We start from the raw sequence: 21504 nt of genomic DNA on the forward strand, positions 1-21504 counted from the left end.
ATGTGCTCCTGCTTATTTTGAAGCTAGTGCGTTTCGGTGGTAAGTAAATGCTGCTCGATAATAGTCGCCAAGAGGCGAGCGGCAACTTTACAGCTGCGTCCATCAACATCAAAGGTCGGGTTAATCTCGGCAATATCAGCCATCTTTACTTTGCCTGATGCCATGATACGTTTGACCGCGCGCTCAACGAAACTGAGCTCGATACCATAGGCGGCGGGCGCACTGACACCAGGAACGACGCTCGATGGCAAGCAATCCATATCAATAGTTAAGTAGACCACATCAACTTCGTTGATAAAATCCTCTATTTGAGCAGCAATTCTTTTCCATTTCTTATTGGTGCAATCTTCGTCACTGATAATGTGTACGCCTAACTGCTCAGCACGGTCAAAGAGAGCGGCAGTATTTGAAAACCGACTGACGCCGATACAGCAATAGTGGAATGGCTGATCCTGTTCATCAAGGTGCTCGGCTATTTGGCGAAATGGCGTACCAGACGTTGCCACATCAGATTGGCGAATGTCCAAATGCGCATCAAAGTTAATCACCCCGATGCTAGGCATTGTTCTCGCATGGCTTTTAACATGGCTTTCAACATTATTTTTGACATCATTTTTAACATTCCTTTCGATATTGCTAACGTCATTAGTAGGCTGATCGGTTTCTGATGACAGCGCCTGCCATAATCCTAAAAAACTGCCATAAGCGATGGCATGACCACCACCAAGCCCGATAGGTAAACCGCCTTGCTTAATAATATGACTTATCTTATCGGCATACTTTACTTGGGCTTGCTCAAGGGTACGCTCGGCAAAGTCATCATTATCATGACAATGGATATCACCAGCATCACCCAATAAGGTTGGCAGTTGACCCTCATAGCGTTGTTGTAACTCAGCGATGACTGGTAGCGCAGCAAATGCCTGACGAATCAATGGAGGCGCAGCTCGTGCACCCACGCGTCCCTGATTACGTCTGACACCTTGGTCACAAGCGAACCCGACCAGTCCAATACGCTGGCCGTTCTGCTGACTGGTGCTATCAAAGGCATAAGGCTGGGCTATTTGATACCAGTAGCGGGCGCGCGCAGACTCAAACGGCTCTGCACGTCCTGTCCACCGACTCATATCAGCTGCAGTGTGGCTAACGGCTATTGTCATTGTTGACCTCCTTTCATAATATAAAACCTGACTCTCAATTTAGTATGGCCTATGTCAATAAAATTAGATAATTGAGAGTAGATTTTAAATATATAAAACTTTCCTATTTAGAATCATACCAATCGCTACGCAGTGATTGCCAATATTCGGTGAGCGTGCCATCTAATACCAGTTGTTTTGCTGCTTCAATATCAGGCGCTAGGTAGCGATCTTTATCATAAAAAGTGACTTGCTCGCGTAGTTTCTGATGCGCTGTCTGTAACGGCTCTGAGGTATTTAGTCCACGATGGAAGTCGATACCTTGACCAGCAGCCAAGAGCTCAATGCCGATAATGGTGGCGGTATTTTGCGCCATCTCATATAGGCGTCGTGCACAATAAGTTGCCATCGATACATGATCTTCTTGGTTGGCAGAGGTTGGAATGCTATCGACACTGCCTGGATGGGCGATAGACTTGTTTTCTGAAGCCAGAGCCGCTGCCGTCACATGAGCAATCATAAAGCCTGAGTTCACCCCAGCATTATTAACTAAGAATGGCGGTAAGCCGCCTGACAAGGTTGCATCAATCAATAAAGCCACACGGCGTTCAGACATAGAACCAATCTCAGCAATTGCCAAGGCTAAAATGTCTGCAGCAAAGGCAACTGGCTCGGCATGGAAATTACCACCCGAGATAGCAACAGGGCCATCATCATTAGTGAAGATAAGTGGGTTATCAGTCACCGCATTAGATTCAATTAATAAGGTTTTTCCCGCTTGGTTAATAATATCAAGGCAAGCGCCCATGACTTGTGGCTGGCAACGCAAGCAATAAGGGTCTTGTACTCTATCGTCTTGCTCGCCATCATGGGAGGCGCGGATTGCACTGCCTTTAATCAGCTGGCGATGCGCTTTAGCTATTTCAATTTGGCCATGATGACCACGTACTTCATGAATGCGTGCGTCAAATGGGGCATCCGAGCCTTTGGCGGCATCGATAGACATGGAGCCGACGATGGTGGCTGTCTCAAGTAAGTCCCGTGCTAAAAAATAACCACGCAATGCCAATGCCGTTGAGACTTGCGTACCGTTAATTAATGCCAACCCTTCTTTAGCCGCTAGGGTAATGGGCTCAAGACCATGCTGCGCTAACGCATCGGCAGCAGGTACTTTTTTGCCGCCAACATAGACATCGCCTTCGCCCATCATGGCCAGCGTCATATGCGATAAAGGTGCTAAGTCACCAGACGCGCCAACGGAGCCTTTAGCCGGAATGTTTGGCGTAATTTGATTGTTAATCAAACCGAGTAGGCTATCGACCACGACGCGGCGAACGCCAGAAACGCCTTGCGCTAAACTGGCAACTTTCATCACCATAATTAGCCGAACTACATTGTCTGGTAGCGCTTCACCCGTACCCACTGAGTGAGAAACGATAAGGTTACGCTGGAGTAGCTCAAGCTGATCATCACTGATACGGGTTTTTGCTAACAGGCCAAAACCGGTATTGATGCCATAAGCGCTTTTATCACGCGCAATGATGGTACGTACATCTTCGTGTGAGGCATCTATCGCTTCATAAGCGCTTTCAGGTAGTGTCAATATGACAGGTTGCTCATAAATATCGCGCAACATCTCGAAGCTTAATTGGCGTGGGTGTAGGGTTAGTTTTTTGATAGTGGTCATGCGAGTTATCCTAGTTATATAATTATTTATTTTTATAGTGTAAAAGTGGTTTGTTCTATTTAATCATCGGTAGATTTAAGCCATAGTCTTTTGCTGTTTTGATGGCCAGCTTATAACCTGCATCCGCATGACGCATCACTCCTGAGCCGCAATCATTGACCAGTACTCGCGCCAAGCGCTTAGCAGCGGCATCTGTGCCGTCAGCGACGATGACCATGCCAGAGTGCTGCGAGTAACCCATGCCAACACCGCCGCCATGGTGCAATGACACCCAAGTGGCGCCGCCTGCGACATTGAGCATGCCGTTTAATAGTGCCCAGTCAGATACCGCATCTGAGCCATCTTTCATGTTTTCTGTTTCGCGGTTTGGACTGGCAACAGAGCCAGTATCCAAATGGTCACGACCGATAACGATAGGACCTTTTAATTCACCGTTTTTGACCATCTCATTAAAAGCAAGACCTGCTTTATCACGCTCACCTAAGCCTAACCAGCAGATACGTGCTGGCAAGCCTTGAAATTGAATGCGTTCTCTCGCCATGTCTAACCAGCGATGAATATGTTTGTTTTCAGGGAACAGCTCTTTAATTTTTTGATCGGTTTTGTAGATATCTTCTGGATCGCCTGATAATGCGACCCAGCGGAATGGCCCTTTACCTTGGCAAAACAGCGGACGAATATAGGCAGGGACAAAACCTGGGAAATTAAAAGCATCTTTAACTCCTTGATCAAACGCAACTTGGCGAATGTTATTACCATAATCAGTCGTTGGAATGTCCATTGCTTGCAAGTCCAGCATCGCCTGTACGTGTACGGCACAAGACGCTGCGGCAGCTTTGGTTAAGGCGGCATGTTGGTCTGGATTTTCTTGAGCGGCTTTCCATTCTTCAACTGTCCAACCACTTGGTAGATAGCCATTGATCAAATCATGAGCAGAAGTTTGATCAGTGACCAAGTCAGGTTTTATCTCGCCTGCGTTAGCGCGCTTGACCATCTCAGGCAAGATATCTGCGGCATTACCAAGTAGCGCGATTGAGACCGCTTCACCCGCGGCGGTATGCTGCTTAATCAGCTCATAAGCATGGTCAAGATCGTCTGCTTGTTTATCGACGTAACCCGTACGCAAACGGAAATCAATACTAGATTGCTGGCACTCAATGTTTAGAGAGGTCGCACCAGCAAAAGTCGCGGCTAATGGCTGTGCGCCGCCCATACCACCAAGACCTGCGGTCAAAATCCAACGTCCTGCCCAGCTGCCGTCATAATGCTGGCGACCTGCTTCTACAAAAGTCTCATAAGTACCTTGGACGATGCCTTGGGTGCCGATATATATCCAGCTACCAGCGGTCATCTGGCCGTACATAAATAAGTCTTTGCGATCTAGCTCGTTGAAATGCTCCCACGTTGCCCAACGCGGGACAAGATTGGAGTTGGCAATTAATACGCGCGGCGCATTTTCATGAGTTTGAAAGACACCAACCGGTTTGCCTGATTGCACTAATAGTGTCTCATCGTCTTCTAATTCTTTGAGTGACGCGAGGATTTGATCATAGCTTTCCCAGTTACGGGCTGCGCGTCCGATACCGCCATACACGACTAAGCTTTTTGGGTTTTCAGCCACATCAGGGTGTAGGTTGTTCTGCAGCATGCGATAAGGCGCTTCGGTCAGCCAACTTTTGCAGTTTAATGTACTGCCAGTAGGTGCAGCGATATTGCGACTCTCATCACGGCGGGTGAATTTATTATTGTTGCTTGTGGCGTTTCTGCTCAATCCATTATCGGTAGTCATGCTCAAATCCTTGTGATTGTTTATACAGTTTGCTAGTTGCCGTTTGTTGGCAGCATTATTTGGTGGTATTATTAATTTGTATATACAAATTATCAAAGATAATTTTTTCATGCAAGCATTTTTTTTATCAGTAGCTAAATTATTTATAACACTGCTTTATTCGATTGGCTGCTCTCATGGTGATTAGGATAATTGTCATGATATTATGTTGGCACTTTCGTAGTTGCATAAGTAAAGTTGACGGTTGAATATAAGCATGACAAAGGTGAAGCGTGATATGACAAAAACAGTTCCAGCCTATCAGCGGATTAAAAACGCAATCTTAGATAATATTCATTCTGGAAAATGGCAGGCGGGCGCAGCTATCTCCACCGAAATGGCGCTGGCAGAAGAGTTTGGGGTATCGCGAATGACAGTAAACCGCGCCCTAAAAGAACTAAGCGAGGAGCGAGTATTAGAGCGTCGGCAAGGGTCGGGGACATTTGTTGCACAGCAGCAGTTTAATCATACCTTTGTAGAAGTACGTAATATCGCTCAAGATTTAAAATCAGCCAATCGCGATTATCAGGCACAAGTGCCAAGCAAACGCGCTATTACTGCGAGCATGTTAGACGATGAGATGCGCCGTAAGTTTGACATTGATGAAGCAGTCTTTTCTTCTAATGCAAATGAAACTGATAGCACTACTAATAGCGCTGAAGCAGCGATTTTATATGAAGTAAAAATCATCCACTTTGCGGATGGTCAGCCGATACAGTTTGAAGAGCGCTGGGTCGATGCGACAAAAGTACCAGAATTTATTGAGCAAGATTTTAGTGTGGTAAATACCAGTGATTATCTGATTGCTAAGAGTCCGCTTGAGCGTGGTAGCTACACCATTCGAGCCTTAGCAGCGCCCGATGAGATTGCTGATGCACTACAGATTGCCCCTCAGTCACCGACGTTAGTATTGTGTCGTCAGACTTATTCGGCTGGTCAAGTATTGACCTTTGTGAAGATGTGGCATGCAGGCGATCGTTATCAATTCTCGGGAGAGTTATAGCTTTTATTGAGGTTGTCCTATTGCTTTTTGCTCATTTCAGATAATAAGTCGAGTTGTATTTCTTGTATCTCAGCGAGTCTATCCCATTGATGCATTAACAGATGATCCAATTTTTCATGCAAGTGTTGGATTTCAAGCTCAGCTTTTAAGTTAATTTGATAGTCATTTTCTGAACGTAACCGGTCTTTGGTTTCTTGCCTGTTTTGGCTCATCATAATCACAGGTGCTTGAATGGCAGCGATACAGGATAATATTAAATTCAATAGAATGAACGGGTAGGGATCAGCAGGACGGGCGACCATCACCACAGTATTGACGATGATCCAAATGGCTAGAAAAATAGCAAAACAGATGAGAAATGACCAACTACCACCAAAGGTTGCAATTTTATCTGCCAATCGTTCACCGAAAGTCCATTTTTGCTCTAGAGTCTTATCAATATTTTTGGTGATGAGTTCATGCTGTTGCATGCTTTTAATTAGTTCAGATTCAAGAACGGTCACCTCGCCTTTTTCAGACGTTAGCGATGAGTGCACATACTGCATTCGATACTTACTTAAATCTGTTTGGCAAATATAATCTGTAGGTAAGCATTCAGGGAAATCATGTAAAATCCCTTCTGTAATTGCCTGTCGTATGGTGCCTATAGGGGTAAGGGCTTTTATAGGATAATTTTGTCCGCAGACAATACAGTGATAAACGCCACTTTTTTTATTCATCGCCATATTCCCTTTCATCGCTATATTCCTTTAATGAAGCTGTTTTTACAATAAAACCATTTTTTATAATAAAATTATTCACTAGGGTCTGCACCCGGCGGGAAGTCATGACGCAGCTGCGCGACATTGGCAGCAGTCACTTTATCTGTAAAACCATTTAAATCACTATGTACATATTGAGTGACCGCTGCAATTTGCTCATCATTCATCATGCTATGAAATGAGGGCATACCGCGCAAGCCATTGATGACGACGCTAATAATGTAGTATTTAGACTGCATCTTGCTGTTGTTCGCGAGTGGCGGATAGTAACCCGCTCCTTGTGCGCCTTCGCCTTTAGACATATGACAGCCTGCGCAAGAGTCGTCGTAAAGTTTTTTGCCATCATTACTAAAAAACCCCGTCTTACCTTGTCCGCTGCCTTCAAATTTGGTCTGCCACTTTTGCAAATTTGTATCATCACTCATCTTTGCTATCGAGCTGACATCGACAATATTCATGGGCGGGCGAGTAAGTTCTTCTTTGGACATATAAACCGCGCCCCAAGCGCCATTATTACGGCTGGCCTGATTGTTAAAACTGTCATCAAAGACCATCGCCGTTGCTTGCAGGCTAGCAATGGTAGGAGCATTGGTTTTAGTATGTTGACTACAGCCTGATATAAAAGCCGTGCCACTTATTATTAATATAACTGGCAAGTGAGATGACTTATATAAGTTTAAATGCTTTGATTTTACTATTATCATGCCTGCTTACCTTAATTTTATACTGACTAAATACTGTCTGCTAACCAATGATTTTAAAAGTTGTTTATTAAACTAGCCTAGTTTTTTGGCTATTTGATGTAAGCGTTTGGCGGCATCTAGACCCGAGAGTATGGCGCCTTCTTGCCAAGCAGGAATGTGCGAGCAGTGTTCGCCTGCTAATACAATTCGGTGGTCGATGGCACATAACGTATCGTAATATTGCTCGCGGCTTGACTCACTCCAAAGCCCATAGCAGCCCAGTGACCAAGGGATACGATGCCAAGCGACTGAAGTACCCGAGCGAAACTCTTTGGTATATTGCGGATGGATGCGTTTGCCATATTCTAATGCCGCGTTGATGCGCTCTTTTGGCGTTAAGGAGTTAAACTTATAAGACGCTTCGCCAAAGCCATAAGCGCCAAGTAACACGCCCGACCCTGAGGTAAATAAATCTTGGGAAGGATAAGAGATTTGGGTAATCGGCAGATCAGTATAAGTGATGCCGCCATAAATCCATTCGTCCTCCTCCCAAAAGCGCCGTTTAAACTCAAGCCCGACTTTAAAGGAGCTATCGTAAGGAACAGCCGCCATCGCTTGCTTCATCGGCTCTGAGACATTGATATCAATTTGCGTCAATACTGACAGCGGAATCGTGCAAATACACCAATCGGCGCGAATGCTTTTAGCGCTACCTTCAGAATTACTGCTATTAGAATTACTGCTATTAGAATTACTGCTATTAGAATTACTGCTTTTAGCGTTAGCTGTATCGACATAATCAACGGTAACGCCGCTTTCATCTTGATGGATCTTAGTAACTTTGGCATTAAACGTAATCATATCGCGACACACGCGGGTGAAAGCATCGCCAATTTTCCCCATACCACCGACAGGCTGGAACATCGCGGGTTGATGCACGTAAACGGTATAATTGGCGTAGAGATCCGCCCACATGCCTGAATTTAATAACTTGCCCATCGGTATCGGAGTTGAAGGCTTGGCAGTAGGCATAAGCCCGCCACCGGGATAAACGCTATAGCCGCGATGTTTACTGGTCTCGGCGCTTTTGACATAACGATAATTATTATCCAGCACACCCCAACCTTTAAGACCTTCTAATAGTTTTTCTTTATCCTCTTGAGTAACGGTATCATCTAGGCGGCCTTTATTGACGGCTTTGGATAATAGCTCAGACACATAGCCGCGAATATCGCTTTGCACTTCACCCAAGCGCTGCGGCGCACCATTAAAATGATTGGTACGATGTAAATACGCACGGTCATTGGTTTGAATAAATGGTTGCAGGGCGACATTAAACTTTTTGCAATAATGAAACACCGCATAGTGATGCACGGGCAATCGCCAAGGTCCACCGTTGAAGTAATTGCCTTTTTTAAAGTCGCAAGTGACTTCTTCGCCGCCAAGCTCAGTATATTTATCGCCGCTATTTAATGTCCAGCTGCGTCCGCCACCACGATTTTGGTATTCAAGTACCGTCACTTTATAACCTGCTTTACGTAACTCGTAAGCTGCTGTAAGCCCGCCCAATCCTGCACCAAGGATAACGATGCTAGCGCCAGCAGGTGCGCCTTTCAGTTCTATCTCTTGTTTAAAGCTCGACTCGGAGGCGAAACCTAATGCAGTCATCGCTTGATACATAGCGGTTGCGCCAGCGGTTTTACCTATCATGGCGAGCAGTTGTCGCCGTGTCGGGGAGGACAGCAAGTCTTTCATTTAATCATCCTTATCGGGCTTATCATAAGTAGTAACGCAATGAGAAAGTCGGGAGGTTTAGGTTTCTATAGGTTTAGCGTTTCTCTTTGATCACACGTTTAACCTCTGCAGCAGTGACTTCGCTACTAGGTAAACCGCCGAAATTGACGCGTACGTAATTGGCAATACTGGCAATCTGTGCATGACTTAAGTCTTTCTTAAAACCGGGCATTTTGGGCGCCGTATTAAAAGCACCTTTTGCGCCAAAAGAAATCACGCCAATAAGCGCGTCAGGCTTAGCACGGCGAATGCTACTTAAGCCAACGATGGATGCATAACGGGCATCAGGCTGCGCATAACCGTCAACGCCATGACAGCTAGCGCAGTGAGTGAGATATAAGGATTTTGGCGAATCGCTACTATTAATAGAGCTGGTGCTTACGCTACTAGGAGCAAGGGTCGCATTGGCTTTTGCCTCGGCCAGATAGTCTTTTTGCTCAAGTAAGTTATAAGTAATAGAAGGGCTGATAGGATTTGGCAGCTTTGCAACGTTGACGGGTATCAAATAATCATCCGTCTTAATAGCGGGTACGACTTTTAGATAATTGGCTATTGCACTCAAATCTGCATCTGTAAGATAACGCGTACTATGAGCAACCGCTTCTGCCATAGGACCACCTGCATAAGCCCGTTTATCAAGCTTGCCAGTACGCAAATAGATGACGATGTCGCGCTCACTCCAACGCCCTATGCCAGTCTCATTATCAGGGGTGATGTTAGGCGCGAACCATTTACCGAGTGGCGCACCAGAGAGATAGCGAGCGTTATCAAGACCTTGAGTGAGATTGCGCGGCGTATGGCAGGTACCGCAGTGCTCTAGGTTATTAACCAGATACTCGCCGCGCTGCTGAATTGGCGTAAGATCGTCGCGATTCTCGGTAGCGGGCACATTGATAAGATTCCATACCAGCATGAAGCTGCGAATGTTTAAAGGGAAAGGTAGATGAGTTGTTTTTTCAGGCGGTTTGTCGACGATAGGAACAGTCTGAAAATAAGCAAATAAGGCACTGATATCAGCATCGCTCATGCCGTGATAAGACGGATAGGGCATAGCGGGATACAGATGATGGTTAGGAGAGCGACCTTTGCGTAGTGCTTTCTTAAGGTCAGCTTCGGTATAGTTGCCAATGCCATAGCGCTTGGACGGCGTGATATTGGTCGAATAAATATCGCCGATAGGCGTTTCGATGACCACGCCGCCGCTGTAATCCTCGCGGTGGCACGCCATACAGTCAGCAGTTCGCGCCACATAAGCGCCGCGATTGGCTAAATCGCTGTTACTAGGGCTGACATTAGGCAAGCTAATTCTAGCAGGCAAGTCAGTTATAGAAGGGTCTATATCTTTAGCCATAGCAGCGCTCGAATCAGGGCTGTAGGTCGCGCTAAGAATCAAGCTAAATGCCAATGCTGACATCGTGATAGAAAGTGGCTTCATAATATCCTTATAACACTAAGCAAATAATGCCTGTCAATCATCCTTGATTGCTCTTACTAAAATAAAACTATTTGCCCGTAATAGCTACTGTTTCATCGCTTCAACCTCAACGTTTAAATCAAGATTTTTGCTGAGACCAAACCATGAATATTTATTTATATTCCAATTGGTTCGGTCTATCGTGGTGGAAAACGCCCCAATACAAACCTCATTTTTGGCAGTAGCGCTTAGATAACAGTCGAATGCATTGGCGGTGAGACTGATAGGATGGGTCACACCATGTAAGGTTAAATTGCCATCGACACGCGTCACCTTACTTTTATTAAAGTGCCAGCTGGTGGATTGAAAGTGAGCAGAGGGAAAGCGCTCTATATCGAAAAAATCGACCCCTTTTAAATTTTTGTTAAAAATCTTACTGCCCGTATCCAAAGAGTTAATAGGTATAATTAATGAGATATCACCTGCTTTTAAAATTGCATCGTATTGCAATTGTCCTTTGACCTGATAGAAGCCGCCGGTCATAGCAGGACTTTTAAAACGTTCGATAGCAAAGCTTACATTTGTGTTATTCGGATTAATGATATAACTGGCCGCATAACTACCACCTATGGTGTTCACCATAATTAATAATATTAAGAACATCGGTAAGTAGCGGCTTTTTTTAATCTCTAATTTTTTATTCCTTAATATAGTGCTCATCGCCAGCTTCCTTTTTATAGTATTTAGCCGTAAGTATTCATCCATAAATGACGAGCGTAATCGATGCTTTTAGCCAGCCTAGTGTAGGAGATGGTTAGGAGTTGGCACTTAAATAAGAGTATAGGCTTGATGTTATTAAGAAAGCGTTAAGATAGTTTAATGAGAATGCTATAAAAATATAAGAAAGCGTTAAAGACGCCATTTTTGATTGAAGTGTCTTCGCTGAGAATACCGTAATAATTCTAAATTTCCGCAAGTCGTTAGCCTTGGCTCTAGATACGAAAGAGCAATTATGAAAGGCGAATTGTTAATATGTGTTGTTGTATATTGATATATGACAATTATTCGTGCTAGTTTTAAAAACAGCTAATCATTTATCGTATTTGAGGTTTTCCAATAAAAACCGCTTTATTTTGAATTGTTTATTTAAAGTAATTTGTTTGCGCAAAATCAAATGCAATCTGCGGTTGGATACTGGTCTACCTCAAACAAGGAGACAGCTATGCTGCTCGAAAAAATAAAAATACCTGGTCTTGCTCATCTGTCTTATTTAGTGGGATCAGGCGGGCAAGCGGCGGTGATAGATCCACGTCGTGATTGCGCGATTTATGTGGAGAAAGCTCGCGCAGCAGGTCTTGAAATTACCCATATATTTGAAACCCATCGCAATGAAGATTTGGTTTCTGGCGCCCCCATTTTAGCAAACATGACAGGGGCGACCGTATTGCATGGGCCTAATCCTGAACAGCCCATAGTCTATGCTCAAACAGTACGTGATGGTGATTGCTTCACCATTGGTCAGCTTAAAATCCAAGTGCTAGAAACGCCCGGCCATACCGATGATCACCTTGCCTACGCGCTATTCGATACTGCTTATCCAGACAAGGCGGTGGGTGTTTTTACAGGTGATGCTTTATTTGTGGGAGATGTTGGTCGAACTGACTTTTATCCTGAACGGCGCGAGGAAGTCGCGGGTCTGCTGTATGATTCACTACAAAAAATACTGGCGCTGGGGGATCAGGCGATTATATATCCCGCTCATGGTGCGGGATCTGTGTGCGGCTCTGGCATGGCAGAACGCGAGTTTTCTACTGTTGGCCACGAGAGAGTGAATAACCCACGTTTACAGATGACGGATCGTGAGGCCTTTATTCGATTTAAAGTCAGTGAAAACCATTATCAGCCGCCGTATTTTAGGCTGATGGAGCGGCTCAACATGGAAGGTGGTGATGCGCCACCGCCGGTGATGCGCCCGCGTCATCTGTCGCTAAAGCAACTTCAAAGCTGCACGGCTGACCATCTGATCGATATTCGCGAGCCGATGGCGTATGCTGCTGGTCATTTTCCGCGGTCAATGAGTTTGCCTGTGGGCATGATATCTGCTTTTGCGGGTTGGTTCATTCGTGAAGGGGAAAGTATGGTGCTGATTGCCTCAGATGAGGAGCAGCTTGCCACGGCAATGGTGCATCTGGTAAGAATCGCCTTTGATAACATTATGGGTGGTTATGTTGGTGTAGTACCGGCAGCGGCTCAGGGTCAGGAGATGCAACGAACCCCTATGATAGATACCGCTGAGGTTGAAGCACGTTTGATGAATAATAAAGGCAAAGAGGACAACACTTGGACACTGCTTGATGTCCGCGACGCCGACGAGCGCGCTGCCACAGCGATTGAAGGGTCACAGCATATTTATGTCGGTCAACTGAACGAGCGCTGGCGCGAACTTGATAAAAATCATCACTATACTTTAATGTGTGCCAGCGGCGCGCGGGCGACGGTAGCTGCTGGTTGGCTAGCAAGCCGAGGGTTCGATAATATTGATATTTATCTCGGCTCTATGGGTGCATGGAAAGCAGGGCATGATTGATATCATGCTTGCTTTTGCAAAGTCAAACAATTGACATTAAATTTATTCTTATGCGTTACTTTTAATACTTAATACTTAATACTTAATACTTAATACTTAATACTTAATACTTAATACTTAATACTTAATACTTAATACTTAATACTCAATACTCAATACTCAAGACGCTATCACTACTGAGTATTATCGGAATTGCACCAGTAGCATAGCGAATTAGTAGCGTTCGCTAAGTTTTTACGCCTATCATCACTCATGTGTGCCACGAATAGGATAATCGTTTTCTCGAATAAAAGACAAGCCGTTTGCAAGGGCTTCAAGCTCAGGTCGGACAAACGGCGCGTTCGAGATATCTATGATTTGAATTGCCCCTTTAGCATTAATCACGAACACCCCAGGCTCGGCAAAGGGATGATCGGTTTCCTTCTCTGAGCGTGGGTCAGAGATGTACAGACCTAGCGTCTGCATCTGCTCAATCGTCAAACCATAAGCTATCGGAAAGCTGATAGTTAGTTTTTCCAAATGCTCCTCTAACTGCTGTTTACTATCTCCTGATATGGCAATGATATCGACACCAGTATCAAAAAATGCGCTTTTTATCGTCTCTAACTGATTGAGGTACTTAGTACAAATGGGACAATGCTTACCGCGGTAAACAACTACCAATTTCCAATCGTGACCATTTTCAGGCTTGCCTAACGATTTTATCTCACCATCTAGCATTTGTACCTGTATGTCAGGAAATGGAGTGCCGGCGCGAAGTTTTTGGCTATTATCTGATTGCATGGTGCTATCCTTTGACGTTTTATATTAATGGGCTTGGCATAAGTCTTTTACGAAGTTTGACTTTTAGCAATAATTTTTTCAGCAAGGGTAATAAGGTCTGAGGCTATAAAGTCCGGCGTTGGTACTTTGGCGGCGGGCAGTAAGGCGTTATAAGGTCGCGTGACAAAGGCTCCCTGACAGCCCGCCGCTTGTGCGCCAATCGTATCCCAAAGATGACAGGCAACGAGGCAGAGGTCTGCCATCTCTACAGATAACGCCTTAGCCACCATCTGATAAGTTTCAGGTGCAGGCTTGAATTTTTCTACTGTCTCAACGCTAAAAGACTGCTCAAAAAACTCACTTAATCCTGCCTGTTCAAGTGGCGTAGGCGAGGCCCTAGTGGCTGAATTGGTCAAGGTTACTAGCCTAAGCCCTGCGTCACGTAGTTTGGTTAAAGCTGGTGCAGCATCAGGATGCGCTGGCATCTCATTCATACGCTGCTTAAACTCATTAATATCGCTATCTGTCAGCGTAACGCTATGTATATCGGCTGTCATCTGTAATGCACCAACGCCAAGCTCGCCAAAAGGAGTGTAAAGATTTGACAATGTCATGGTTTGCGAATAAAGCACCAATTGGGCAAACCATTCCCTTAATATTCTATCGTCACCAAATAGTCGAGCAAGTAAAGGCGCGAGGCTATCGATATCGAGCAGCGTCTCATTAACATCGAATACGATGACTGAGGGTGATGGACTAGAGGGCATAAAGGCTCCTATATATCGTGATAGATGCTGTCCGCAGCTTTATAGTTAGGGGTGTATGGTTCTGACTGCGGGTAAGATTGTAGAATTGGTTCAATTTACTTTAACTGGACTTGAGTAATCATTCAAGATAAAATTGAGTAATTACTCAAATAGTACAGCCGTGCTTATTTCATCATTTGAGGTCATGGTTTTTAAACATGGGAATATATTATGTCACGTACCGCACTGTATAACCGTCAGGAAGCGTTAGAGCGAGCGCTAAAGCTTTTTTGGCAAAAAGGCTTTCATGCCACATCTTTAAAAGATATTGAAGAGGCGCTCGATATGCGTCCAGGTAGTATTTATGCTGCATTTGGCAGTAAAGATGGGCTGTTTCAAGAAGCATTGGATTATTATGCTCGATTGGGTCTGACGGAGCTTGAGCGTATATTAAGCCATCACGAATCGCCTTTGCTTGGATTGGCCGCTTATGTGCGTCAGCTCGGCGGCATACGGGACAAGGAGCTGCCAAGTCAGGCCTGTATGTTGGTCAAAAGCTTGCTCGAGCTTGGCGCTCGTGAACAAGCAGCGCTAAAAAAAGTTGAAATGCTGCTGGCAGGTATGGAGACGCGCTTTATCGATTGCTTTAGTGCCGCGCAACAACTTGGTGAGCTGGATAGTACGCTGGATGCGACTAGACTAGGGCGGCGCTTGCAGGCTGAAGTCATGGGTCTACGCGCCTTTGCCCAGCGTGATGTCGATAGCGCTGCAGTACATGCATTGGCTGAAGATATGGCATTGTCTATAGAAGCGCTACGTATTGATGGCTAAGCCAAAACAAACCAAGGTATAATTCTTTATCCTAATAAAAGGGCTGTATGATGATTACCATACAGCCGCAAATGCTATTAAAGAGCCAAAGCCAAATCCTAAGACTAACCTAAATCTTTAGCTTAGCTATCCTTTAACCAATCTTTTACTAGCTTACTTTATGCCATTCAAACTTTTGGAAAGGCTTGTCGATTGGCGTGTTGGCCAAATGGTTGGTGTAGTTGCTCATCACTTTTTGCGCCGCTGCAAGTACCACTTCTAAAATATGACGTTTAGTAAAGCCTGCATCCAAGAACGCTTGCACTGCATCATCATTCACATTACCACGATCACGAACGACCGATAGCGTAAAGTCGCGTAATGCTTCTAGTTTGGCAGTTGGTAGAGGTGTCTCGTTGCGCAAGGCTTCGGTGACTGCGTCATCTACTTTCATGCTTTTGGCGATGCCTGTATGGGCAGGGACGCAGTAATGGCACTCATGCTCGACGTTGATGGTTTGCCAGACGACCGTGACTTCTTCATCATCGAAACTGCTGTCTAAAAACAACTGATGTAGCTGTTGGTAGCCTTCGAGCAAGCCAGGCGCTTCAGCCATGACGGCATGTAGATTAGGTACCATGCCAAACGCTTTGATAGAAACATCGAGCAAGTCTTTGCTTTCTGCTGGAGCGGTGTTTTTGTCGTGTAGGGTAAATTCAGTCATATAAAAGTCCTTCTAATCGTAATTAATGAATGGTTGTAGTAATCATATGAAGTGAGGTATTAGAAAATAAACCATATATATTTGAGTGAACGCTCAATTCGATAGATAGTATTTTCTGGGGTAGCTCAACAACTGCGACCACTATAAATCATTTTGAGCAAACGCTCAAATTATAATTGAATGAATGCTCATTTATTTGTAAGTTTGATTTACATTCAAAGATGAGTAGATGAAGGCAAAACTTTATTTGCGTTTAAATGAATGGCCTTTAAACGGCATTACGAGCAATCCCCAAAGCGAAGCATTCTGTTTAGGTGAGGGATATTCTTTTAGCCCAATATCTAGCTCGTTATCAGGCTTTTTTGCTTCACTTTTATAACTACCAAAAATCCAATCCCACCAAATGACGCTAAAACCATAGTTTGAATTGGTTTCACTAACGCGTTGGCTGTGGTGGATACGGTGCAAAATCTGCGTCATTAATATTAAGCGCGTAGGCTTTTCAATTGCGGGCGGCAAACGAATATTGGCGTGGTTAAACATCGCTAAGCCATTTAGCGCAATCTCAAAAATCAGTACCGCAATGGCAGGGACACCCAACAAGCTGACGGCAATAAGCTTCACTAAAATGCTTAAAATAATTTCAATAGGATGAAACCTAAGCCCTGTACTGGCATCAACATGCGCATCAGCGTGATGGACTTTATGCAAACGCCACAGAATAGGCACGCGGTGGAATAATCGGTGCTGCCAGTAAATGATGATGTCGAGCAATATTAAGCTTAATATGATGACAACAATGCTTGGCAAATCGATAATATTGAATAGACCAATCCCATGCTGCTGATTATAAAGCGCCACAGCCGTTAGACCGACAGGCACGGCTAGACGAGCAATAACGGATGACGCAAACACCAAGCCAAAGTTAGCGAACCAGCGTTTGCTGCTTTTGATCGGCGCTTTACGTGCAGGCATGCGCCATTCAATCAGCATCATAATCACTAAAATGCTCAAAAAGAACCCAAGCCGCCACCATACTTCGTTAGTCATTGCTTACCTCTTGAGGGTTTAAACCAGCTGAGCTACTGACATTCGCCTCTAGCTGTTTAAGGGTATGATAGCCACCATGGATACGGGTAAAAATCGTAATCGCACAGGCAGTGGCAAAAATACCTGCGAGTAGTACAAAGTGCTGCGGCCAAAGGCAAAAGGCGACAAACAGCGCAATGGTTTCGGTGCCTTCCGTCAAACCGTTCAAATAATAAAAGCTTTTATATTTAAACTGTGGTTTATCCAGTTTAAACTTTTCCGCAGCGATGGCAAACGCTAAAAAGCTAGAGCCTGTGCCGATAAAGGTAGCAAGTAATAAAGCGCCAGCAATGGCGTTTTGTGCAGGATTTGCCAAGATAAAACCCAGCGGGACTGCTGCATAAAATAAAAAGTTGAGTGTAATATCTAAGTAGCCGCCTGCGCTTGAGCTTTGCTGTGCATGGCGAGCTAGCGCGCCATCAAGACCGTCAAAAATACGATTTAACGCAATCGCTGCCAGTGCGCCATACCAAAGCTCAAACGCAAGTAATGGTAAGGCTAACATACCGATTAAAAAGCCCGTCACCGTGAGTTGATTAGCCGTAATACCGTGTTTGTGCAATACAATTACCACAGGGGCTAGTATCGGCTTAATCATGGGCGTGAGAAATTTGTCTAGCATGCGCTTGCCTTTTATATATCGCTTTGGTGTTTCAGATTAGAGTTCTAGAACTACAGCTCTAAATGAATAACTTTACCCTTTGCAGCCTCAGCATCGCTATGATCGTGCGTGACCATTATGGCAGGGAGCTTATGAGTGCGAATTTGCTCAAATACCAATTGCCGCGTATCTACTCTTAGCTGGGTATCGAGCTTGCTAAAAGGCTCATCGAGCAGTATCGCTTTTGGCTCGCTGAGCAAGGTGCGCAGTAGCGCCACTCGTGCTTGTTGCCCGCCCGATAAATTGTCAGGATGGCGATTTCCCATGCCTGCTAAACCAACTTGTGCAAGCGCCTGTTCTATTTTTTCACTACGCTGTTTTCTATCTCCCGTCTTATTACTTCTAGGCATCGCAAAAGCAATATTACCCGCTACTGATAAATGCGAAAACAGTAGGGCATCTTGATACAGTACCCCAATATGGCGCAGGTGCGTAGGTAAGCTACTTACATTTTTATCATTTAACCAGACCTCACCAGTAGCGGTAAAACCGTTTGGTAAAGTACCTGTTAGCCAGTTCAATAAGCTTGATTTGCCACTACCAGATGGGCCCATGACAGTCAATATTTCACCACCAGAAAACTGCTCATCTAGGCTGAGGAGTAGCGTGCCTTGTCGATATAACTGTAAGTCTTTTATCTGTAAAGAGGATTGCATCAAGGACCATTTAGTTACTTTTACAATAAGTTGATAGATATTATTTCTAACGAGTGCTACTTTTAAAGAAACACTTCGGCAATACCCACGCCAATATAAAGCCAATTAACGGTAACGCCATTTGGATGATGGCATACACCGCACTGGTGCGCCTACTGGCACCATTTGCGAGAGTCACAGCTTCTGTAGTGATGGTGGCGATACGTCCGCCGCTTGCTAATAATGTTGGCAAGTATTGACCAAAGCTAATGGCTAGACCAAGGGCAATGGCAATCAAAATTGGTGCAAACAGCTGTGGTAATTTCACCTGCAAAAATACTTTTGCTGGGGTCGCCCCAAGGCTCGCGGCTACATGAGCAAAACGCGGGTCTAGACGCCGATAGCTACTGGCAAGCGATAAAAATACATAAGGCAGCACAAAAAGCAGATGGGTAAACGCCACATTAAAAAACGCCGTTTGGTTATTCACCAGTTGCTGTAGCCACACCAAACCAAATAAAAAGGCAATACTGGGTACTAACAGCGGCAAATAGATAATAAAACTGGTAAATGTTGAAAGTGGTTTTTTACTTAGTTGTTCAGCTTCTAGACGTAATAAAGTCAGCACAATGGCAAATAGGGTACTCACGATACCGATAGCAAGAGTATTAAATAATGGCGTACCCATTTGCGTAAAGGCACTTTGAAAATGTAATAACACCAATTGCTCTGGCAATAGGGCGGGAAAGCGCCAAAAACCAGCTACTGACCACATGACCAGACCAACGAGCGCCAGCAAAATAAAGCCAATTACTACAGTGCTCAACGCTGCGGTAATTTTTTGCCATAATGCATCGGCATAGTTGCGCTTGCCATTTATCAATGTGCCATTAAAGCGAGCTTTTATCGCTCTCTCGCTACCAAGCCACAAGGCGACTAAACCACTCGTTAACGCCAGCTGTAATAACGCGCCCGCCGAGGCTTTTATACGTAAGTTCAAATCAACATCATTAAACCATTGCATGATAGTAACCGCGAGCGTTGGCGGCGTGTTTGGACCGAGTATCAATGGCATCTCTACGCTGGCACTGGCGTAGGCAAGCACGGCTAAGACAGGCAAACGTAAAAAAGGATAGAGGATTGGGAGGACGGCTTTAAAAAAGGCAGTAATGGGATAATAGCCGAGATTTAGCGCAACTTTATACTGCTGACGCAGCTTTTTACCAAGCTCAGGTTGTGCCAAAGCGCCTAATGCCATGAGTAATAGAAACGGCAGCTCTTTTAACGTCAAACCCAAAATGATACTGATACCGTAGGGGTCATGCGGAAAGATACCGCCTGGAGCCAATTCCCAACCGCTTAGCCACGGTGAGATAAGGCGTGAAAACATACCAGAAGGCGCAATTAAAAAACCAACCGCGATGGCTGCCGCTGCATGAGGAATGACTAAGATTGGACTCAGCAAACGCTCAATACGGGTCAGCCAAACGCTATTAAAAAATGCCGCCAATATCATTAAGGTCATGACAAAAGCGAGTAGCGTGCTGATTAATCCAGTAGCGATGCTTAACGCTACCATTTGGATAAGACCCGGCGTCTGCCAAAGATCGTTAAAGCCTTGTAGACTAATGGTCGTTTGCTCAAGTGCAGGCACCCAGCTAAAGGCAGGCAACAGCACGCTGAGCAAACCACCGAGCACCGGTAATATCAGCAGTAGCAGTAAAAGTTTCGGACTCAGAGATACAATGCGTGTAAATAGGTCTGTTTGATAGACCGCTGTCGTTTGAGTATTTGCATCATCCTTTTTATCGTTAAAATTTTCACTCATGGGCTGACCCCATAACGCGCCTGCCAGCCTTGCATAATGGCATCAACCCAGCTCGGATGTGGTTCATTTACGGTACGTTTTATCGCGTCAACCGGTAGGGCGCTCGGATGGGGTTTGTTAGTCTTGAATAGCGCTTGTTGCTCAGGGTCAAGCGTCGATTGGACGAGTACGGTTTTATCACCCCATATAGAAGGCGTTTGTTTTTTGGCCTGTGCTTCTGGGCTCATCAAGAAATTTGCGACTAACTGCGCCGCTTGCGGATGGCTGGCGTTATAAGGAATGGCCACAAAATGGGTGTTACTTAAGCTGCCATCACTCATTGCGTAGCTACGAATACTCTGGGGTAAATCATACCGCTGCACGGCAGCTGGCACTTCAGGTGCAGAAAAAGTAAAGGCCAAACTCAGCTCGGTATCATCGACCAAACGCCGCATGTGCGCGCCCGTTTGCACAAATTGCTCACCCTTACGCCATAGAGTTGGATGCAAATCATCGAGAAACGTCCATAAAGGGGCTAATATCATATCTGTATTTTGCTCAGTGGCTAGCAGGTTGAGCTGTGCTTTGATATTTTCGCCTGTTTTAGCATCCTGTTGTTCGTGCAGCATGACTAAAGCGTATTTTAAAAAGCTCATTCCTAAAAAGTCAGGCGGCTTTGGGTAACTAAAACGCCCGGGGTTTTGCGCCGTCCAATGGACTAGCTCATTTAAAGTGGTTGGTGGCTTGCCAGTTGATAAACTGTCGTAATAAAAGGTTAGTGAGGCTTGTCCCCATGGCGCTTCCATACCATTGGTTGGCACACCAAAATCAAAGTTAACGGTAGGGTTGTTGTTTGGGTCGGTCAAGGCAAAGTTAGGCAGCTTATTCGCCCATTGTTTCAGCAATAATGAGTTCTCACTCATGGTGGCAAAGTTTGCGCCATTTATCCAGATGAGATCAACGCTGCCTTCATCATTATTGTTGGCAGACTTTTCCGCGAGTACGCGACTAACGGCTTCACTGGTATCGCTCAATTTGACATGAACCATATTAATATTATATTTGTCATCGACTTGCTTAGCCGCCCACTGTAAATAGGCATTTATCTGCGGGTCACCGCCCCATGCATAGAAATAGACGTCTTGATTGCTACCTTGGGCTTCTATCTGCTGCCAATGTGAGGGTTCTGCTGCACTGGCAACGGAGGAAGCGGTGCTGGCAGAGATGCTTGAAGAAATAACTGTACAAACGCTAAGCGCCATAGCATAGGCGCTATAGCGGCTTAGATTTTTTAACATTACCAAAGCTGGTAAAGATTTAATAACGTACATTTAAGTTTCCGTTATGATGATATATTTTTAGCGCAGTTGATAA

At 44.9% G+C, this 21504-nt stretch carries 19 protein-coding genes; 3 read left to right on the top strand and 16 right to left on the bottom strand.

Going from position 1 to position 21504, the window contains the following annotated elements:
• Positions 1–23 precede the first annotated feature (23 nt).
• From JMX94_RS05745 to hutU, 3 genes are all read right to left on the bottom strand, one after another.
• Entirely contained in the window at positions 24–1160 is a 1137-nt protein-coding gene (locus JMX94_RS05745; protein WP_201564038.1) for a formimidoylglutamase, read from the bottom strand.
• A 103-nt stretch (positions 1161–1263) separates the two neighbouring features.
• On the bottom strand, positions 1264–2826 hold the full coding sequence (gene hutH / locus JMX94_RS05750; protein ID WP_201564040.1) for a histidine ammonia-lyase: 1563 nt from the start codon (positions 2824–2826) through the stop codon (positions 1264–1266).
• Positions 2827–2881: 55 nt separating this feature from the next.
• Entirely contained in the window at positions 2882–4615 is a 1734-nt protein-coding gene (gene hutU / locus JMX94_RS05755) for a urocanate hydratase (protein ID WP_201564042.1), read from the bottom strand.
• Positions 4616–4892: 277 nt separating this feature from the next.
• Here hutU and JMX94_RS05760 point away from each other — a divergent pair, with 277 nt between their 5' ends.
• The gene (locus JMX94_RS05760) at positions 4893–5657 is read left to right on the top strand and encodes a UTRA domain-containing protein (RefSeq protein ID WP_227673530.1); all 765 of its coding nucleotides are present in this window, start codon (positions 4893–4895) and stop codon (positions 5655–5657) included.
• A gap of 17 nt (positions 5658–5674) precedes the next feature.
• On the opposite strand, the gene JMX94_RS05765 is transcribed toward JMX94_RS05760, so the two are convergent.
• From JMX94_RS05765 to JMX94_RS05785, 5 genes are all read right to left on the bottom strand, one after another.
• Positions 5675–6376 (bottom strand): DUF1003 domain-containing protein, encoded by a 702-nt coding sequence (locus JMX94_RS05765; RefSeq protein WP_201564185.1) that lies wholly within the window; start codon positions 6374–6376, stop codon positions 5675–5677.
• 74 nt (positions 6377–6450) lie between these two features.
• Entirely contained in the window at positions 6451–7122 is a 672-nt protein-coding gene (locus tag JMX94_RS05770; RefSeq protein ID WP_201564046.1) for a cytochrome c, read from the bottom strand.
• Between the two features lie 72 nt (positions 7123–7194).
• Positions 7195–8856, bottom strand: a complete 1662-nt coding sequence (locus JMX94_RS05775; protein ID WP_201564048.1) for a flavin monoamine oxidase family protein — start codon at positions 8854–8856, stop codon at positions 7195–7197.
• A 73-nt stretch (positions 8857–8929) separates the two neighbouring features.
• The gene (locus JMX94_RS05780) at positions 8930–10330 is read right to left on the bottom strand and encodes a cytochrome c (RefSeq protein ID WP_201564050.1); all 1401 of its coding nucleotides are present in this window, start codon (positions 10328–10330) and stop codon (positions 8930–8932) included.
• Between the two features lie 84 nt (positions 10331–10414).
• Positions 10415–11029, bottom strand: a complete 615-nt coding sequence (locus tag JMX94_RS05785; protein ID WP_201564052.1) for a YceI family protein — start codon at positions 11027–11029, stop codon at positions 10415–10417.
• Positions 11030–11531: 502 nt separating this feature from the next.
• Here JMX94_RS05785 and JMX94_RS05790 point away from each other — a divergent pair.
• Positions 11532–12896 carry a rhodanese-like domain-containing protein gene (locus JMX94_RS05790; protein WP_201564054.1) on the top strand — a complete coding sequence of 455 codons (1365 nt, stop codon included), beginning with the start codon at positions 11532–11534 and terminating at the stop codon, positions 12894–12896.
• Between the two features lie 246 nt (positions 12897–13142).
• Here the strand turns inward: JMX94_RS05790 and JMX94_RS05795 are convergent, their stop codons facing one another.
• Both JMX94_RS05795 and JMX94_RS05800 read right to left on the bottom strand, forming a co-directional pair.
• The gene (locus JMX94_RS05795; RefSeq protein ID WP_201564056.1) at positions 13143–13679 is read right to left on the bottom strand and encodes a peroxiredoxin-like family protein; all 537 of its coding nucleotides are present in this window, start codon (positions 13677–13679) and stop codon (positions 13143–13145) included.
• A 47-nt stretch (positions 13680–13726) separates the two neighbouring features.
• Positions 13727–14425 carry a haloacid dehalogenase type II gene (locus JMX94_RS05800; protein WP_201564058.1) on the bottom strand — a complete coding sequence of 233 codons (699 nt, stop codon included), beginning with the start codon at positions 14423–14425 and terminating at the stop codon, positions 13727–13729.
• A 210-nt stretch (positions 14426–14635) separates the two neighbouring features.
• Here JMX94_RS05800 and JMX94_RS05805 point away from each other — a divergent pair, with 210 nt between their 5' ends.
• Positions 14636–15235 (top strand): TetR/AcrR family transcriptional regulator, encoded by a 600-nt coding sequence (locus tag JMX94_RS05805; RefSeq protein ID WP_201564060.1) that lies wholly within the window; start codon positions 14636–14638, stop codon positions 15233–15235.
• 148 nt (positions 15236–15383) lie between these two features.
• On the opposite strand, the gene JMX94_RS05810 is transcribed toward JMX94_RS05805, so the two are convergent.
• From JMX94_RS05810 to JMX94_RS05835, 6 genes are all read right to left on the bottom strand, one after another.
• On the bottom strand, positions 15384–15938 hold the full coding sequence (locus tag JMX94_RS05810) for a carboxymuconolactone decarboxylase family protein (RefSeq protein ID WP_201564062.1): 555 nt from the start codon (positions 15936–15938) through the stop codon (positions 15384–15386).
• Positions 15939–16181: 243 nt separating this feature from the next.
• Entirely contained in the window at positions 16182–16988 is an 807-nt protein-coding gene (locus tag JMX94_RS05815) for a sterol desaturase family protein (RefSeq protein WP_201564064.1), read from the bottom strand.
• The gene (locus JMX94_RS05820; RefSeq protein ID WP_201564066.1) at positions 16981–17649 is read right to left on the bottom strand and encodes a CDP-alcohol phosphatidyltransferase family protein; all 669 of its coding nucleotides are present in this window, start codon (positions 17647–17649) and stop codon (positions 16981–16983) included. Before JMX94_RS05820 ends, JMX94_RS05815 begins: the two co-directional genes overlap by 8 nt.
• Positions 17650–17699: 50 nt before the next feature.
• Positions 17700–18344, bottom strand: a complete 645-nt coding sequence (locus JMX94_RS05825; RefSeq protein WP_201564068.1) for an ATP-binding cassette domain-containing protein — start codon at positions 18342–18344, stop codon at positions 17700–17702.
• A gap of 46 nt (positions 18345–18390) precedes the next feature.
• Positions 18391–20151 (bottom strand): ABC transporter permease, encoded by a 1761-nt coding sequence (locus JMX94_RS05830; RefSeq protein WP_201564070.1) that lies wholly within the window; start codon positions 20149–20151, stop codon positions 18391–18393.
• Positions 20148–21461: an ABC transporter substrate-binding protein gene (locus tag JMX94_RS05835; protein WP_201564072.1), complete on the bottom strand. Its 1314-nt coding sequence runs from the start codon at positions 21459–21461 to the stop codon at positions 20148–20150. The genes JMX94_RS05830 and JMX94_RS05835 overlap by 4 nt, the downstream gene beginning before the upstream one ends.
• Positions 21462–21504 lie beyond the last annotated feature (43 nt).

The organism is Psychrobacter sp. CMS30, assembly GCF_904846565.1.
Classification (GTDB): Bacteria; Pseudomonadota; Gammaproteobacteria; order Pseudomonadales; family Moraxellaceae; genus Psychrobacter; species Psychrobacter maritimus.